17 protein-coding genes and 1 pseudogene are annotated in these 15,700 nt (G+C 61.6%); 7 read left to right on the top strand and 11 right to left on the bottom strand.

What is annotated here, in order from left to right:
• From VFW93_RS12900 to VFW93_RS12915, 4 genes are all read right to left on the bottom strand, one after another.
• Positions 1-203: ATP-binding cassette domain-containing protein (locus tag VFW93_RS12900; protein ID WP_329694394.1), on the bottom strand; the 203-nt coding region annotated here is incomplete at its 3' end.
• Positions 200-1,099, bottom strand: coding sequence for a sulfate ABC transporter permease subunit CysW (gene cysW / locus VFW93_RS12905; protein ID WP_329694395.1), 900 nt, complete (start codon positions 1,097-1,099; stop codon positions 200-202). The genes cysW and VFW93_RS12900, both read right to left, overlap by 4 nt.
• A gap of 20 nt (positions 1,100-1,119) precedes the next feature.
• A complete protein-coding gene (cysT, locus tag VFW93_RS12910; protein WP_329694396.1) occupies positions 1,120-1,962 on the bottom strand; it encodes a sulfate ABC transporter permease subunit CysT in 843 nt (280 codons plus the stop codon).
• Positions 1,963-2,074: 112 nt separating this feature from the next.
• Positions 2,075-3,361, bottom strand: a complete 1,287-nt coding sequence (locus VFW93_RS12915) for an O-acetylhomoserine aminocarboxypropyltransferase/cysteine synthase family protein (protein WP_329694397.1) — start codon at positions 3,359-3,361, stop codon at positions 2,075-2,077.
• A 174-nt stretch (positions 3,362-3,535) separates the two neighbouring features.
• On the opposite strand from VFW93_RS12915, the gene VFW93_RS12920 reads away from it, so the two are divergent.
• The 3 genes from VFW93_RS12920 (at position 3,536) to VFW93_RS12930 (ending at position 5,199) form a co-directional block, all read left to right on the top strand.
• The gene (locus VFW93_RS12920) at positions 3,536-3,754 is read left to right on the top strand and encodes a TOBE domain-containing protein (RefSeq protein ID WP_329694398.1); all 219 of its coding nucleotides are present in this window, start codon (positions 3,536-3,538) and stop codon (positions 3,752-3,754) included.
• Between the two features lie 13 nt (positions 3,755-3,767).
• Positions 3,768-4,412 carry an alpha/beta hydrolase gene (locus tag VFW93_RS12925; RefSeq protein ID WP_329694399.1) on the top strand — a complete coding sequence of 215 codons (645 nt, stop codon included), beginning with the start codon at positions 3,768-3,770 and terminating at the stop codon, positions 4,410-4,412.
• A gap of 100 nt (positions 4,413-4,512) precedes the next feature.
• Positions 4,513-5,199: a PEP-CTERM sorting domain-containing protein gene (locus VFW93_RS12930; RefSeq protein ID WP_329694400.1), complete on the top strand. Its 687-nt coding sequence runs from the start codon at positions 4,513-4,515 to the stop codon at positions 5,197-5,199.
• Between the two features lie 64 nt (positions 5,200-5,263).
• Here the strand turns inward: VFW93_RS12930 and VFW93_RS12935 are convergent, their stop codons facing one another.
• The 5 genes and pseudogenes from VFW93_RS12935 to VFW93_RS12955 all read right to left on the bottom strand — a co-directional run bounded on the left by VFW93_RS12935 (position 5,264) and on the right by VFW93_RS12955 (position 10,774).
• Positions 5,264-6,073, bottom strand: a complete 810-nt coding sequence (locus VFW93_RS12935; RefSeq protein ID WP_329694401.1) for an N-acetylmuramidase domain-containing protein — start codon at positions 6,071-6,073, stop codon at positions 5,264-5,266.
• 89 nt (positions 6,074-6,162) lie between these two features.
• Positions 6,163-8,460, bottom strand: a complete 2,298-nt coding sequence (locus tag VFW93_RS12940; RefSeq protein ID WP_329694402.1) for a molybdopterin oxidoreductase family protein — start codon at positions 8,458-8,460, stop codon at positions 6,163-6,165.
• Positions 8,461-8,708: 248 nt separating this feature from the next.
• Positions 8,709-9,158 (bottom strand): annotated as a pseudogene (locus tag VFW93_RS12945) (winged helix-turn-helix transcriptional regulator); the annotation flags it as partial.
• A 138-nt stretch (positions 9,159-9,296) separates the two neighbouring features.
• A complete protein-coding gene (locus tag VFW93_RS12950; RefSeq protein WP_329694403.1) occupies positions 9,297-10,214 on the bottom strand; it encodes a hypothetical protein in 918 nt (305 codons plus the stop codon).
• A gap of 44 nt (positions 10,215-10,258) precedes the next feature.
• Positions 10,259-10,774 carry a hypothetical protein gene (locus VFW93_RS12955; RefSeq protein ID WP_329694404.1) on the bottom strand — a complete coding sequence of 172 codons (516 nt, stop codon included), beginning with the start codon at positions 10,772-10,774 and terminating at the stop codon, positions 10,259-10,261.
• 809 nt (positions 10,775-11,583) lie between these two features.
• On the opposite strand from VFW93_RS12955, the gene VFW93_RS12960 reads away from it, so the two are divergent.
• Positions 11,584-11,925 (top strand): hypothetical protein, encoded by a 342-nt coding sequence (locus VFW93_RS12960; protein ID WP_329694405.1) that lies wholly within the window; start codon positions 11,584-11,586, stop codon positions 11,923-11,925.
• Positions 11,926-11,977: 52 nt separating this feature from the next.
• On the top strand, positions 11,978-12,361 hold the full coding sequence (gene trxA / locus VFW93_RS12965) for a thioredoxin (RefSeq protein ID WP_329694406.1): 384 nt from the start codon (positions 11,978-11,980) through the stop codon (positions 12,359-12,361).
• Between the two features lie 20 nt (positions 12,362-12,381).
• Here trxA and VFW93_RS12970 read toward each other — a convergent pair whose 3' ends face one another.
• Together VFW93_RS12970 and VFW93_RS12975 are read right to left on the bottom strand one after the other, a co-directional pair.
• A complete protein-coding gene (locus VFW93_RS12970) occupies positions 12,382-12,753 on the bottom strand; it encodes a hypothetical protein (protein WP_329694407.1) in 372 nt (123 codons plus the stop codon).
• A 114-nt stretch (positions 12,754-12,867) separates the two neighbouring features.
• Positions 12,868-13,434, bottom strand: a complete 567-nt coding sequence (locus VFW93_RS12975) for a hypothetical protein (RefSeq protein WP_329694408.1) — start codon at positions 13,432-13,434, stop codon at positions 12,868-12,870.
• Between the two features lie 101 nt (positions 13,435-13,535).
• Between VFW93_RS12975 and VFW93_RS12980 the strand changes: the two genes are divergently transcribed.
• Positions 13,536-14,774, top strand: coding sequence for a DAPG hydrolase family protein (locus tag VFW93_RS12980; RefSeq protein WP_329694409.1), 1,239 nt, complete (start codon positions 13,536-13,538; stop codon positions 14,772-14,774).
• Positions 14,775-14,899: 125 nt separating this feature from the next.
• The coding region (locus VFW93_RS12985) for an SDR family NAD(P)-dependent oxidoreductase (protein ID WP_329694410.1) at positions 14,900-15,700 on the top strand (801 nt) is incomplete at its 3' end.

Here is a 15,700-nt window from a genome sequence, read left to right on the forward strand (position 1 = left end):
TGGGTGGCATCTTCACCGTTGAACAGCACGGAGCCGCTGTCGGGCGTTTCCAGGCCCGCGATGATGCGAAGCAGCGAGGTCTTGCCCGAGCCCGAAGGGCCCAGCAAAGCCACCAGCTCACCGGAAGGGATATTGAGGTTCAGCTGGTCACACACGGTGACCGAACCGAAACGCTTGACGAGGTTCTTGACTTCAATGCTCATGCGGCAACTCCGACATCCTTGGCCTGGGCCAGCTCGCGCTGCACCTGACGTTCGACAATGTATTTCAGGACCAGGGTGACCAGTGCCAGACTGGCCAGCAAGGATGCCACGGCAAAGGACGCGGCAAACTGGTACTCGTTGTAAAGGATTTCAATGTGCAGGGGCAAGGTGTTGGTCTGCCCACGCACGTGGCCTGACACCACGGACACGGCACCGAACTCCCCCATGGCGCGCGCGTTGCACAGGATCACGCCGTACAGCAGCGCCCATTTCACGTTGGGCAACGTGACCTTCCAGAAGGTCTGGAAGCCCGATGCACCCAGCACGCGTGCGGCTTCTTCCTGCTCCTGGCCCTGGGCCTGCATCAGGGGGATCAACTCGCGGGCCACAAAGGGAAAGGTCACAAAAATGGTGGCCAGCACGATGCCAGGCACGGCGAAGATCACCTTCAGATCGTGGTCACGCAGCCACTCACCGAACCAGCCCTGCAGACCGAATACCAGCACATAAATCAGCCCGGCAATCACGGGCGATACCGAAAACGGCAGGTCGATCAGCGTGAGCAGCACGCTCTTGCCGCGGAAATCGAACTTGGCAATGGCCCAGGCTGCCGCCACGCCGAATACCAGATTCAGGGGCACGGAAATGACCGCCGCAATCAATGTCAGCTTGATGGCCGACACGGCATCGGGCTCGGTCACCGCGGCCAGATAGACGTCCACGCCCTTCTTGAACGCCTCGAAGAACACCGAGGCCAGGGGCACAAACAGGAAGAGCGTCAGGAAGACCAGGGCGATGCTGGTCAATACCCAGCGCACCCACACCGGCTCCTTGGTGGCACCCACCACATCAGGCGGGGCGATGGTTTGAGAATTCGAATTGAGAACGGCACTCATGTTGACACCTGTCTTCCCGATCACTTGCCCTGACGCTTGCGCGCCCAGGCTTGCAGTGCATTGATGGCCAGCAGCAGCACGAAGGACATCACCAGCATCACCACGGCAATGGCGGTGGCACCGGCGTAGTCGTACTGCTCCAGCTTGGTGATGATCAGCAAGGGTGTGATCTCGGAGATCATGGGCATGTTGCCCGCAATGAAGATGATGGAGCCGTATTCACCCAGCGCGCGAGCAAAAGCCAGCGCAAAGCCTGTCAGCAAGGCAGGGGTAAGGATGGGCAGGATGACCTTGTAGAAGGTCTGCAGGCGGCTGGCACCCAGCGTTGCTGCAGCCTCTTCCAGTTCGGAGGCCAAGTCTTCCAGAATCGGCTGCACCGTGCGAACCACGAAGGGCAGGCCGATGAAGGTCATGGCCACGAATACACCAACAGGCGTGAAAGCCACCTTGATACCCAGCGGCTCCAGATACTGGCCGATCCAGCCATTGCCGGAGTACAGACCGGTCAAGGTGATGCCGGCCACAGCGGTAGGCAAAGCGAAGGGCAAGTCAACCAGAGCGTCCACCACGCGGCGCCCGAAGAAGTCATAGCGCACCAGCACCCATGCCACCAGCAGGCCGAACACGCCATTGACGATGGCAGCCAGGATCGAAGCGCCGAAGGTCAGCTTGTAGGAAGCCACCACGCGAGGAGAGGTGACCACATCCACGAACTCGGGCCAGGTCAGTTCCGTGGTTCGCAAAAAGGCGGCGCTCAAGGGGATCAGGACGATCAGGCACAGATAGGTCAGTGTCAGACCCATGGCCAGATCGAATCCCGGCAGCACCGAGCGCCGACGCAACAACAAGGACGAAAACAGCATGTGTGGAGGCCATCAACTTCAAGGCCTCCGATGCTAAAGACGCGTGTCAGAAAGGCAAACGACGCTTTCTGCAACTGCTTATGCAGAAAACGCAGATGCCTTTCGCCCTCGCTCAGGCTTGAGAAAGCGCACTGTCCAGGTCGGCCAGCAGGTCATCGATGTGCTCGATGCCCACCGACAGGCGAACCGTATCCTCCGCGACACCGGTCTTGGCCAGTTCCTCGGGAGACAGCTGCCGGTGTGTGGTGGACGCAGGATGCGTGGCCAGAGAACGGACATCGCCAATGTTCACCAGGCGCGTGAACAACTTCAGGCCATCCAGAAAACGCGCACCGCCTTCCCGACCGCCAGGTACACCAAAGGTCAGCAAGCCGGAAGCCTTGCCTGACAGGTACTTCCTGACCAACGGGTTCTCAGGATGGTCTTCCAGGCCGGCATAGTTGACCCACTTGACGCGGGGGTGCTTTTGCAGATGTTGCGCCACCCTCAAGGTGTTGTCGCTGATGCGGTCCATGCGCAGCCCCAGCGTTTCGATACCCTGCAGAATCAGGAATGCATTGAAGGGCGACAAGGCCGCACCGGTATTGCGCAGAGGCACCACGCGGGCTCGGCCTATATAGGCGGCTGCACCCAAAGCTTCCGTGTAAACCACACCGTGATAGCTCACGTCAGGCTCATTGAGCCGTTTGAATCGGGCCTTGTGCTGCGCCCAGGGGAACTTGCCCGAATCCACGATGGCCCCGCCCAAGGTCGTGCCATGCCCACCCAGGTACTTTGTCAGCGAATGCACCACGATGTCGGCGCCATGTTCGAAAGGCCGACTCAGATAAGGCGACGGTACCGTGTTGTCGACAATCAACGGCACGCCATGTCTGTGCGCGATCTCGGCGATGCGTGCGATGTCCGTGATGTTGCCGGATGGGTTGCCAAGCGACTCGACGAAGATGGCCTTGGTGCGCTCATCGATCAAGGGCTCGAAGCTGGCTGGATCGCGGTGGTCGGCAAAGCGTGTGGTGATGCCGAACTGAGGCAGCGTGTGCGCGAACAGGTTGTATGTACCGCCATACAGGGCCGTGGATGACACGATGTTGTCGCCCGCTTCAGCAATGGTCTGGATGGCGTAGGTCACGGCGGCCTGCCCTGAAGCCAATGCCAACGCACCGATGCCGCCTTCAAGGGCAGCTATCCGCTGCTCCAGCACATCGGTTGTCGGATTCATGATGCGTGTGTAGATATTGCCCGGCACCTTGAGATCAAACAGATCTGCACCGTGTTGCGCGCTGTCAAACGCATAGGCTGCCGTCTGGTAGATCGGAACGGCCACGGCTTTGGTGGTCGGATCCGGCGAATAACCAGCGTGAACCGACAGGGTCTCGAACTTCCAGTTTGGATTGCTCATGCTCTTCCTCAGGTCAACGGCCCTCGATGTGGGCGAGATGCCTACCGTAGCCGATGCGCGCTGAGTTGCCAAGCGACATGAAGCGGATATGCATCTGCGCATTCCTTCGTTGCCGGTATCGCGGCCCCATCGCAACATGTCGTTGTGCGATTTCGCATCAAAGAGGTCACCGCCATGAGCATCAGCGCCATCAATGTCCGAAACCAGTTCCGAGGCAGAGTCAGGGAGATCATCGAAGGGCCCGTGGTCTCCAGCGTCGACATTGAGACAGTCTCGGGCCATGTCGTCACGTCCGTGATCACCACCCGCTCGCTGGATGAACTGGGGCTGAAGCCGGGCAAGGAGGTCATCGCGCTCGTCAAGGCTACAGAAGTCGCGATTGCAGCCCTTTGAATGCACCGCTGAGATGTTGTCCTCCTTGCACGCCGCAGAACTGGACACGCGCAAGCTCGCCATCACGCGCGTGCTGATCATCCCCGGTTTGCGCAACAGCGGCCACGGGCACTGGCAAAGCTGGCTGCAGACCCAGTACAGGGGTGCCGCACGCGTGACGCAGGCAGACTGGGATGCACCGGACCTGCAGAGATGGTCTCGTCAGATCGACAGCACGCTGGCCCGCTATGCACCTGACACGCAATGGATCGCCGTGGCACACAGTTTCGGTTGCCTGGCACTGGCTCACCATCTGGCGCGTCAACGCACCGGTTCTCAAGCCCGACAAGACGGGATTCGGGCTGCGTTGATGGTGGCACCGGCCGACCCCGGCAAGTTCCAATTGACGGACCAATTACCTCAGGATGGCCTGGGTGTGCCCGCCACGCTGGTCGGCAGCGAGAACGCCCCCTGGATGCCGCTTGAGCACGCGCAACTGTGGGCCACGCGCTGGGGCGCGGGGTTTCAGAACCTGGGCCAGGCAGGCCACGTGAACACCGAGTCGGGCTTCGGGCCCTGGCCGCTGGCGCGCTACAAGGTCGATCAGATGATCCGCTATCTGCAGCGCCAGAAGCGCCTGGAACGAGCCCACCCCATGGAGTTCAACTACGGAATATGACCATCGTCAAACGTGCCAACCAACCCTTAATCGGGGGAATGACGCAGGGATGTTTATTTCGGAAACTCCCGCTCATAAATTTCTCACAGAGGATCACAACATGAAATTCCTGCCTTTTGTCGCCTCGGCCATCGCGCTCACGGCAACCGCCAACGCCCACGCCGGCAGCGCCACGCTCACCAATGACCGTGCGGCATTCGAAGCCTCGCTGGTTGGCCCCTTCACCGTGGAAACCTTCGGTGACTCCTACAGCTTCCCGATCTCTACCGGCGTGCTCAACAGCACGACGGAGCTGGTGGTCAGCAATGGTGCGGCGATTCACGCTGGCAGCATCAAGCCAGGCGTGACGTACTCCACGCCCATCGGCGACGGCTTCTTCTTCAACATTGACGCAGGTGGCGGCTTCACCGGTGGCTTCCTGGATGGGTTCTACGGTGGTCTGTCTGACCGCAAGCTGACCGTGAAGTTCGACCAGCCCGTGACCGCTTTCGGTTTCGACACGAACTTGCTGGCCGGTGTGCAGCAAGTGACCCTGAAGTTCACCGACAACACCACTCAGACTTTCGACGCTTCCGCTGGCAGCGGCCTGACGTTCTTCGGTTTCACGGGCTCGGCCATCGACAGCGTGCTGATCGGCAACCCTGCCAACCAAGGCACCTTCGCCTTCGCGGTCGACAACGTGACCTTCGGCAAGACCAGTGCCGTGCCAGAACCCGAAAGCTATGCCATGGTGATCGGTGGGTTGCTGGTGGCTGGCACGCTGCTGCGTCGCCGTCGTCAAGCCTGATCGTCGACATATCCGCCGACAAGAAAAAGGGCCCTCACGGGCCCTTTCCATTTGGTGCTCGGCATCACGCGAACGCCTTGTTCCACAAGGCCGCGTAAGTATCACTGTTGAGCTCGCCCGTAGCGGACAACCCGGCCCCCAGTTGAAACGCTCGCAGGGCGTCGCGTGTACGGCGCCCCAGAATGCCGTCGATCTTGCCGGGGCTGTAGCCCAGCAGCAGCAAGGCCGCCTGGGCCGCACGCATCTCCAGGTCGGGCAGTGAACCACCCGCAAAGCGAGCATACTGAACCTGCAACTTGATGTCGTACTGGTTCTTCGCAAACGTCGCGCCGTTGTACAGCCGCGCAAAGCGTTCCCAGTCCTTGTTGCGCAAGGCCTTGTCCAGGCCACCATGCACCATGAAACGGGCCACGGCCATGACCTGCGCGTCTTCGTCCTGCACCATGGCCTCCACCATCTGCCGGGCAGAGGCATAACCTGCTGCCTGGTGATTGAAGCCCATGACCTGCCCGATACCCCATGAGGCCGATTTGAGTGCGGGCTCATCACCCAGGCCCGCTTCCTGGCTCAGCTTCAGTGCCCGCTCCAGCTTGTCGTACTGGCTGGCCAGCGTGCCATAACCACCCTGGCTGCCCGACAGATCGGGGTGGGACTGGTTGAAGCGCCCCGCGGTGAACTCGCGAAACTTGTGTCGCTCGAACAGGATCTCCGGGCGCCGATCCGGCCGGAAGCCGAAACCCTGCGTGACACCGGACGTCTCGACCTCGAACACACACCACAGGGCAGCCGCTTCGCCCGCGCCGAGATGCAGCACATCCAGCGCGGCAGCCAGCCCCTGGCGACTCAGTGGAATGGCCTTGGCTGCGAATTGCATACGTCATCCTCCTTGTGAACCTGTCTGGTCATCGCATGATCTTCGATCAGTCTAGAACCTTTGATGACAGGCGGGATGACCAGGCGCAATCAAGCCAGCAGTGACACCCTCGCCGGCACGTACTTGTGCCATGGCGTGCCCGCCAGGAAGTCGCGCTGTGTGCAGTCGGTCAACTCGTTGGGCGCCACGCCCTTGCGGACCACCTGACCATCGCGCTGCTGGTAGTCCAGTCCAAGCCCGTTGGGCAGGGAGATGTTGCCAGGCTGCATCATGTCGGTGATCTCGACAGGTACCTCGACCGTCGCGCGGCGCGTGCTCAGGCGCACGACGTCGCCATCCTGGCAACCAATGGCTTGCGCGTCCTGCGGGTTGATGCGCAAGGTGCCGTACGAACCACGCTTGTGCCAGGCGGTATCGCGCACGGCGGTGTTGCTGGTCTCGGCCCGGCGCTCGCCTGCGGCCAGGATGAAGGGGTAGTCAGGATCCTGCTTCGGCTGTTCATCCTTCAGCCTGGCCAGCTCCGGCAGCAACTCAGGGATATGCAGGTTGATGCGATGCCCCGGGTGCCCCACGGCCAGCCAGCTGTCTTCATGATCGGCTTGGGCATAGACCACACCGGATCGGCCCTTGAGCAAAGCCTGGAACAAGCGCTCTGCCGCAAAGATCGGGAAGCCACCAAAGCCCGCCTTGGACGCCACCTTGCGGTTGCCCTGGATGTACAGCTGCGCCACGCCCCACAAGGCAGCGGCCGACGCCATGCCCTTGGGCAGTTGCGCGCCCAACGAGCGGTACAAGATCACCGCAGCGTACTTCATCACCTTGGGCTTGCGCAGGCTCTGCGCGAGGAAGGTCAAGGCAAAAGCCGTGCGGCCGAACTTCAAGGCACGGCGCAAGGGCGCATAGTCCTTGTCGCCCAGTTCGCCCATGGCCTCAACCAGGCGCGCATAGATCTCGGCCTCCGGCAAGGCGCCAGGCAGCGGCTCGAACAAGGGCTGGCGCAGGTGAAAGACGTTACGCGGGAACTCCAGGTTGAAGAAGGTGGCCTCGGCTTTCTCGAACTGGCTGCTGGCCGGCAGCACGTAGTCGGCCTGACGCGCGGTTTCCGTCATGGCCACGTCCACCACCACGGACAGTTCCAGTGCGCGCATGGCTTCACGCATGCGCTGGCTGTCTGCCAGCGAGTGCACCGGGTTGCCGCTCTGGATCAGCATGGCACGGTAGCGCTTGGGGTGATCGGTCAGGATCTCTTCGGGGATCACGTTGCAGGGGATCAGGCCGATGATGATCTTGGCATTGGCCACCGGGCTGCGGCGCTCCACGCGCTTGGCCGAGTTCGCCCCCACCGACGACTCCCCCTTGCTGGCTTTAGACAAGGACAGCAAAGGCACCGGTGCATTGCTGGTGCCCTGGCGACCATAGTGCCCCGTGAGAATCCAGATCAGGCGTTGCAGATAGCTGCCCAGCGTGGAGTGCACATTCATCTGCAGGCCGAGGTCTTCCAGGATGGACACGCTTTTCGCCTTGGCGATGCAGCGCGCCACATCTCGCAGCAGCGCCTCATCCACCCCGCAGACCTGAGCGTGTTGTGCCACATCGATGGCCATCAAACCGGGCAAGACCTCGTCCAGGCCCCCTGTGTGCTGCGCCACCCAGTCCTTGGCCCACAGACCTTCCTGCGCGATGATGCCCAGCAAGGCCGCCAGGCACCAGGCATCGGTGCCCGGCTTGAGGGCCAGGTGGTAATCAGCCATCGCAGCGGTTTCGCTGCGCCGCGGATCGATCACGATCATCTTGCGGTTCGGATCCTTCTGGATCTCCTTGAGCACCACGCGAGCGCGCGCAAAGCCGTGCGAATGCCAGGGGTTCTTGCCGATGAAAACAGCCACCTCGCAGTGCTCGAAGTCACCATGCACGCCGGTGCCCAGCATCTTGCCCTGCACCCAGAACTCGCCTGTCTTTTCCTGCGCCAGTGCGTTGGAGCGGTACTGGTTGCCCACGGCTTTCAGGAAGCTGTCGGCATAGGCACCGCCGAGGTGATTGCCCTGGCCGCCACCGCCGTAGTAGAGGATGCTCTCGCCGCCGTGCCTGGTCTTGATGTCCTTGAACTTGCGGGCGATCTCGCTGATGGCCGTGTCCCAGCTGATGGCCTCATGGCTGCCATCGGGCTTGCGGCGCATGGGCGAGGTCAGGCGGTCTGCGCCGTTCTGATAGAAGTCCATGCGCTGCGACTTCTCGCAGATATAACCGCGCGACACCGGGTGATCGTCATCCCCGCGGATCTTGATGATGTGCCGGCCGCCCTCGCCACCCGTCTGCACTTCCAGCCCGCAGTTGATGCTGCACAGGATGCAAGCGGTCTTCTTCCACTCGGTGTTCGTGTCGGTCATGGCGCGCCCCTTCGGTGATGCCCAGCGTTGCTCGGCGGCATTATAGGTTCCAAAAAGGAACTAATGTGTATCAAGTCAGGACAGAGCAGCCCGCCCTCACCCGGCGATCAGGCCGTGCGCGTACGCTGGCGAGGTTTGGTGACCTTGGACGACTCGGCCGCAGCGGTCGTGTTCTTCTTGCGCGGGGGCTTGGCATCCACTTGGGTGTTGTCGCGGGCCGATTCGCTGACTGTGGCGCTGATCGTGGCCGTCAGCCCAGGGCCTGGCAGGGGCGTGACCTGGCTGGCCACCAGGGGCTCATGGCATTCCGAGCACACCATCACAGGGCGCATCACATGACCACAGCTGCGGTGTTGGTACAGCAGGGGTGGGCCCATGCCCTTGTCCATCCAGTCATCACCCCAGTTGGCCAGCGCCATCAGCACAGGGTGAAGCGCCTTGCCCTTGTCCGTCAGCACGTATTCATGCCGCACGGGCGATGGCTGATAAGGCACGCGCTCGAAGATGCCCTCGTCCACGAGGCGCTTGAGGCGGCTGGCCAGCAGGTGCCTTGTCATGCCCAGGCTGGACTGGAAATCGTCAAAGCGGCGCATGCGCATGAAGGCATTGCGCAGGATGAGCATCGTCCAGCGGTCACCGATGACGGACAAGGTGCGTGCCACCGAGCACGGCATGTCGCTGACGTCATTCCATTTCATGTTGTGTGATGCTGAGGCAGCACCCGCAGGAGGATAGGCAGAGGCTCAGTTTAACGTTCACAGCAGGAAGCATGAAAAAAAAGCGCCCGCACGTTGCCGCACAGGCGCTTGAACACACCACCAGAAAGCGTCAATCCATCAGTTGCTTGGAGCAGGCACGAAGGCGATCACCGGGCCCAGATCCCAGCCAAGGTAACGGACACCCGACACCTTGCCGTCCACCACGTCACCCAGCGAGGCGTCGATCAGTTCACCGTCCAGGTAGATCTCGTCCGTGCGGAGATGCTTCAGATCACGATCGAACACGTGCAGCAAGTGGTCGCCCTCCAGGAAATACAGACGCCCCTCTTCGTAGCCGATCATGAAACGCAACTGGCTGCGCAGGCTCGCCCCGGCCCAGGGCCCACCGTTGAAGGTCGTGCGGGTCGAGTCGTAATCCAGCAAACCGTTTTCCCGCCAGTAGTAACTCAAGGAGCCGTCGGCGTCCAGCCAGGCCCCGCGGTCATCGCCCATGGCCAGCAGGTTGTTGTTGCCCAGCACGGCCGCGCCCTTCTGGGGGCCGTTCTGGATGGTCTGGGCAAAGCCGACGTAAACACCCTCTGCGTAGTTGTCAACGTAGAAGTCGAACCAGTAGTTGCGCGTGGGGTACTGCGGATCGATGAAATTGATGTCCCAGTCTTCGGAGATATCGCGAGCGCGGGTCAGTGTGGTCGAGTTGCCGACCACATGGCGCGATGCCAGCAAGGCGGACCACAGGTTGTTGCTCGTGGCCTTGTTGTTGCCGTCGCCCACGATCGCACCCGGGAACATCTTGCGCGTGTGCTGCGCCGGGCGCACGTCAAACGATTTGCCCGGATAGGCTTCACGCGGATAGACCACCACACCACTGGCCTCCAGGCGGGCATCTTCCTTCCAGCGTGCGGTCTGGGTCCATTTATAGCTTGTCTGAGCGAAGGCGGTGACGTGGCATGCGGCGCTGGCCAGCAGCGTGACCGCCAGGGCCAGGGCCTTGCCCTTGAACGTCAGGGGGTGGCGGGTTGTCGAATTGAAAGTCATGGCTACACCTCGATATTGACTAAGTTCAGTACGCACACAGGGCATCACGGCGCCGGCACATAGGGTGTCGGGTTGGTGGTGGCGCGTGGGGTCAGATCGATGGTCTGAGTCAGGGTGCCGAAGTCGATGACGGGCAACACGGTGGAGGCGAACTCCGGCAGATGCAGCGTCCGCATGAAGGTGTCCTGCATGAACTGGGTCATCATCAGCTTGCCCAGCACCTCCTGCAGCACGATCTTGCCAGGCACCTGCTGGAACACCAACGGCCGGAGCACCGTGAAGTCATACAGTGGCGTGTCCTTCATGGTGACACCGCCCAGTGGCGTAACGTCCGCCAGCACCTTCTTGGCGTGGTAGTCGATCTTGAAGTTGGCCAGCGTCAGCGCGAGCTTCTTGCCTGTGAGTTCGTCGGTTGACGAGATCTCCAGTGCAGACCCGCTGGAGCTGCCTTTCACCGTGGCGGGTGCCAGACCGAGATATTTGCTCGGGCCCAGGGTGATATCCGTGATGGGGAAATGAACCCCGTCGGCCTTCTGGCTGGCATTACCCTTGGGGACCATGACGACGCCAGTTGCATCAAATGAAAAAACAGCGTCATCAGAAAACTTCTGGACCGAGTCAGCTGAAAACATGTTGATCATGATTTTCATCTGAGCCATGGCAGGCGCCGATGCCAGCAGGGACGCCGCCGACAACACCAGACATTTTGAATAACGGGTAACGGTTGACATTATCAAATACTCCTTTGACTCGCCGTTTTGCAGAGGGCTGATCTGCTTCACACCCCAGGGCAAGCGGGCATGTGGATATTCTCCATATAAATGTCGGATACCCGACTTATGGGGAACCCCATGCCGTCATCCATACCCCTTGATCAAGCGGTGATAGTTCTCAAAAAACAATAACAAGCCACCACAGGAATACCCTGAATCCATACCACCCACATATACACGTCAGGCTCACTGCAAGGCAATTTATCCATCTCTGCCATTTCAAAATTCACGCATTGGCAGACATTGCAAAAACAAGGCGGAATCCATCAAGCTGGCAGGAAATATCAATATTGAGATATTACTGTCAAATCCAGGGTTTTGAATATCAAAATACTGCACATGGGTGATCAATCATGCGATTCAGTCGGGCACTTGCGCCTGCCAAGGCGCCGCACCACATGGCCCCGTAGCATCCAAGGGCTGGCTTGATGACGTGAGCGCATCAGCGTCGGCGCCCTTCGCCAATCTCGCCAACTCTGATCGGGCCGCCGATGAACACCGATGCACCATTCGCAAGGAACAAGGTCATTCTTTGCCACTTCGACAGCTACAGCACCGCCCTGCTCTTTGCACGCTGGCCGAACAGGAGCCTGCTGTTGCCAGAGCCATTGCCGGCTGGTGCCGTCAACACCGCAGCCCCTGAACAAGCGGGCCCGGAGCACGATGCCGGGCAAGTCATGCAAGCCACCGTCAGCCGATACGGCTTGAACCCGGACGACCTCGTCCACGTGGCTGACTTCAACCAGTGGGTGCAGACGGAAGACGGGCCCGTGCGCATCCACCTGCTGCGCTTCACCACCTTCGAAGCGCCGGCACCCGCCCTGGCTGCGCATGAAGCCGTGTTCAAGCCCATCAGCGAGCTTCGCGGCAGCGCGCCTGTGGAGTTGGGTCTGGTCCGAGAAGTGTTCAACCTCATCATGGGCGGTGGTGGTCGCTGAAGCGCCCGTACCCACCAGCGCCAAACCGTCACCTCAGCCCCAACGTTCTGCCATGGCCACCCTTCACATCACCGAAGACAACTTCAGTCAGATCACCCAGACGCACGAGATGGTCGTGCTCGACTTCTGGGCGACGTGGTGCGGGCCTTGCCGCCAGTTCGCGCCGGTGTTTGAAGCCGCATCCGAAAAGCACCAGGACCTGGTCTTCGGCAAGATCGACACCGACGAAGAACAAAGCCTGGCGGAGGCCTTCGGCATCCGCTCCGTGCCCACGCTGATGATCATCCGGGAAAAGATCCTGGTGGCTCGTGAGAGTGGCGCCCTGCCCGCCCATGCGCTGGAAAAGCTCATCGAACAGGCACGCCTGATCGACATGGACGATTTGCGGGCCGAAATCGCAGCCGCTGAGGGCGATCTGGACGCGATCGATCACTGAGCAGCCGCTTGATCAGCCGCTCAGAGTTGAAAGCGCCACAACGCGGGCAACTGGCGCCGGTAGCGCCGCAACTCGGCACCGGCTGGTGGCAACCAGTCCCTGATGGCCACCCACACCAGCGTCTGATCGGCCTCGTTGCGGGGCGGCAGGTGTTCGCCGAGCTCCTCCCAGCTTTGCCAATCCACCTTGGGCATGAGCTGGCGCACGTCTTCGGGCAGGGCACGAGCTGAATCCGACATGGTTTTCAGGTGCCGCTCGATGTGCGGGCGCGCCAGGCGTGAAGCCTCGTACTGCGCCCTGTCCATGTCACTGAGCAGCACCTGGATCGACCAGCCTGCCTCAAAGAAATTGGCGAGCAAGGAGGCGGTGAAGATCGCGGGAGCGGAGGACATGGCAGGCGGTCAGGATGAATCCGCCTACGGTAACGCCTGCAGCCTGCCAACCCAAGCATCCTGATCGAAGCACGCGGGATTAGGTCGTGGAACAGGCCGGAGACCCGCAAGGTGCTAGGGCTTCAGCACCGCTTTGAACAAGGCTTTTTGCTGCGCACCCGTGAGCACCGCCCCGTTGGTGCGCACCTGATCGAGCAAGACCCCGTCCACCATCACCAGCAAGCGAGGCGCCAGGCTGGCCGCGTGCGTCACGCCAGCCTTGCTCAACGCCGCCTCGGTGGCCGCCAGAAAACGCTGGCGTTGCTGCGTCACGATGTCGGCCAGTTCCGGCTCACGAGAGGCCACCAGGAACAACTCGAAGCGGGCCACCAGACGCGCCCGTTTGGCCGGCGACAACCAATCTGCCACGCGCGCCACCAGCAGGTCGATGAAGTCATCGAGCCCCCAGTCGGGCCTGGCCATCAGGGGCGCGTCGGCCTGCAGATCAGCCAGATCCAGCGCCGCGTGCCGCAACAGGGCGAGGGTCAGCAACTCATGCCGGGTGCGGCAGTAAAACGAGGTGGAGCCCAGGGGCAAGCCGGCCTCGGCGTCCACTGCGCGGTGCGTAAGGCCCTTGGCGCCCGCACTGCCCAGCAAGGCAATGGCGGCATCGGCAATCAGGGTTTTGCGGTCTTTGTCCATCTGGGGCCCAGTCTACCCAGGGTTTTCGATCTGGTCGGGCACCTCTCTACAAATGTAGATTTCGCACCACTCTACATTTGTAGATAATCAAGGAGCCCACTGTGCCTCATCCTCATCGCCTGTTCAGATCCCTTCGCCTTCTGGGTGTGAGCGCCCCCAGCCTGCTGGCCATCGGCGCAGCTGCCCTGCTGCAACCTGCCTGCCTGATCGCCGGCATGACGGGCACGGCGCACGCACAAAGCATCAATGCCTCGGCACAGTTCGTGGTCAAGGGCGTGCGCCCCGAGGCCTTCAGCTGGTTCTGGGACAACGCCGACCAGGCCATGCTCACCGCGGCCAACAGCGAGAACAAATCCTTCTGCTGGCTGCAGGCCCCTTCCAGCCCGCAGCACCTGGGTTACTCGGCCGGCGCGAGCTACCGCGCCCTGGCGGCCTTCGGGCTGGGCGTGCACACGGTCGATGTCAGCTACCTCGATCCCGACACCATGCGCGGCCGCGTGGCCTCCGACAACTACCTGGGCATCAAGCCCTACAGCTTTCTGGCGCAGAGCGTGTCGGTCGATGGCAGGCCGCCCTTCACGGTGCTGATCCAGTACAACCCCGTGGGCAGCACCTTCAGCGACAGCCAGTTCGTGATCCAGGCCACGGCTGCGTCCGATCCCCTGCTGGCGCAGGCCTATGTCAACCACCTGCGCAAGACCTTGACCGGCCTGCAGCCCACCTTGATGGACGCGCTGAGCGAGCGCTACTTCAATGCGGTCCTCAAGAAGCGCGGCTACTACAACGTCGGCCAGGTGGACAAGAAGCTCAACGTCAAGCTCACCATCGTGCAGGAGATCAAGGGCATCGAGCCACAGATGCTGGCCTGGTGGTGGGACCACATCGGCAACACGGCCCGCTATCGCCTGTGGCAACCGGTAGACCACGTCTCGTTCGAGTGGACCATCCCGCCCAACAGCCCCGACCTGATGTACGACATCGGCGCGGTGCAAAAGGCCAAGGAGTACATCGGCAAGACCGCCTTGACGCTCAACATCACCGGCGCAGACCCGAAGGTCACGCCACCGCCCGTGCCTCTGACTGACCCGGGCTACTTCTATGCCAGCACCAACCTGACGCTGCTGGCCAGCATCCTGCCCAACAACTCGCTGACGCACCAATGGCGCCCCAATGCCACGGGTGACGGCGTGGTGCTCACCAGCACCTTCGTCAACACCGCGCTGGCGCTGGTCATCAACCCCACCTTCTTTGATGACCTGGGCTCGCACGCCTTGCGAGAGTTCCAGATGCTGCCCTACTTCCTGCCGCGTCTGTACAAGCGGGAATACCTCAACCAGTGAGGCCCGGGGGCAGCCACGGCGCTGTCACCAAGTCCCTCTTTCTGTCGCGATTCTCCATTGCCTGCGCAAACATGCTGTTACAGACTGCAGGGCACGTTTGTCAAACAGCTCAAGGAGACACCTGGATGAAAAGAGCATTGGTCACAGGCGGCAGCGCCGGTATCGGCAAGGAAACAGTACGGCATCTGGCCGCGCAAGGCTATGAAGTCATCATCGCGGCGCGGGACAAGGCCAAGGGCGATGCCCTGGTGCAGCAGATCAAGCGCGAGACCACCGGCGCCCAGGTCGAGTTCATGCAGGTGGACCTGGCCAGCTTCCCCGATGTCATCCGTTTTGCGCAACACATCAAAGAGCGCGGCCACCCCATCGACGCCCTGATCCTCAACGCGGGCCTGTTCACACCCAAGCTGCGCACCAATGCAGCCGGCTACGAGTTCATGTTCGCGGCCACCCATCTGGGTCACTTCCTGCTGACCCACCATCTGCTCCCGCAGGTCAAGGCCAGCCGCAACGGCCGCATCGTGGTCACCAGTTCGGTGGCGCACTTCTTCGGTGGTGATTTCAATTTCGAGACGCTGCGCGAACCCTCCAGCAGCACGGCCCTGATGTTCATGCCCTTCCTGTCATACGGGCGATCGAAGCTGGCCAACCTGCTGTTCGTGAGGGAACTGGCGCACCGACTGCGCAACAGCAATGTGCTGGTCAACGCCTTCCACCCCGGCCCGGTCAAGTCGGAGATCTGGCGCAGCACGCCCGGCTTGTTCAATGCCTTGATCGGCCCCACGCTCATCTCGGAAGCCAAGGGCGCTGAAACCCAGATCTACCTGGCCACCGACCCCGGCCTGCATCAAAGCGGGCAATACTGGTTCAAGAAGACCGTCCAGCGTGGCAGCCCTGCCAGCCGCGATGAAGGCCTGGCACTGGAG

Source organism: Aquabacterium sp. (assembly GCF_036279675.1).
Taxonomy (GTDB): Bacteria; Pseudomonadota; Gammaproteobacteria; order Burkholderiales; family Burkholderiaceae_C; genus Aquabacterium.

Excerpts from the sequence above, each read along its gene's own strand:
- cysW (WP_329694395.1), bottom strand. The coding sequence starts at position 1,099 with ATGAGTGCCGTTCTCAATTCGAATTCTCAAACCATCGCCCCGCCTGAT.
- VFW93_RS12940 (WP_329694402.1), bottom strand. The coding sequence starts at position 8,460 with ATGACCGACACGAACACCGAGTGGAAGAAGACCGCTTGCATCCTGTGC.
- VFW93_RS12970 (WP_329694407.1), bottom strand. The coding sequence starts at position 12,753 with ATGTCCTCCGCTCCCGCGATCTTCACCGCCTCCTTGCTCGCCAATTTC.
- VFW93_RS12935 (WP_329694401.1), bottom strand. The coding sequence starts at position 6,073 with ATGCAATTCGCAGCCAAGGCCATTCCACTGAGTCGCCAGGGGCTGGCT.
- VFW93_RS12925 (WP_329694399.1), top strand. The coding sequence starts at position 3,768 with ATGTTGTCCTCCTTGCACGCCGCAGAACTGGACACGCGCAAGCTCGCC.
- VFW93_RS12930 (WP_329694400.1), top strand. The coding sequence starts at position 4,513 with ATGAAATTCCTGCCTTTTGTCGCCTCGGCCATCGCGCTCACGGCAACC.
- VFW93_RS12920 (WP_329694398.1), top strand. The coding sequence starts at position 3,536 with ATGAGCATCAGCGCCATCAATGTCCGAAACCAGTTCCGAGGCAGAGTC.
- cysT (WP_329694396.1), bottom strand. The coding sequence starts at position 1,962 with ATGCTGTTTTCGTCCTTGTTGTTGCGTCGGCGCTCGGTGCTGCCGGGA.
- VFW93_RS12955 (WP_329694404.1), bottom strand. The coding sequence starts at position 10,774 with ATGGTCCCCAAGGGTAATGCCAGCCAGAAGGCCGACGGGGTTCATTTC.
- VFW93_RS12950 (WP_329694403.1), bottom strand. The coding sequence starts at position 10,214 with ATGACTTTCAATTCGACAACCCGCCACCCCCTGACGTTCAAGGGCAAG.
- VFW93_RS12915 (WP_329694397.1), bottom strand. The coding sequence starts at position 3,361 with ATGAGCAATCCAAACTGGAAGTTCGAGACCCTGTCGGTTCACGCTGGT.
- trxA (WP_329694406.1), top strand. The coding sequence starts at position 11,978 with ATGGCCACCCTTCACATCACCGAAGACAACTTCAGTCAGATCACCCAG.
- VFW93_RS12975 (WP_329694408.1), bottom strand. The coding sequence starts at position 13,434 with ATGGACAAAGACCGCAAAACCCTGATTGCCGATGCCGCCATTGCCTTG.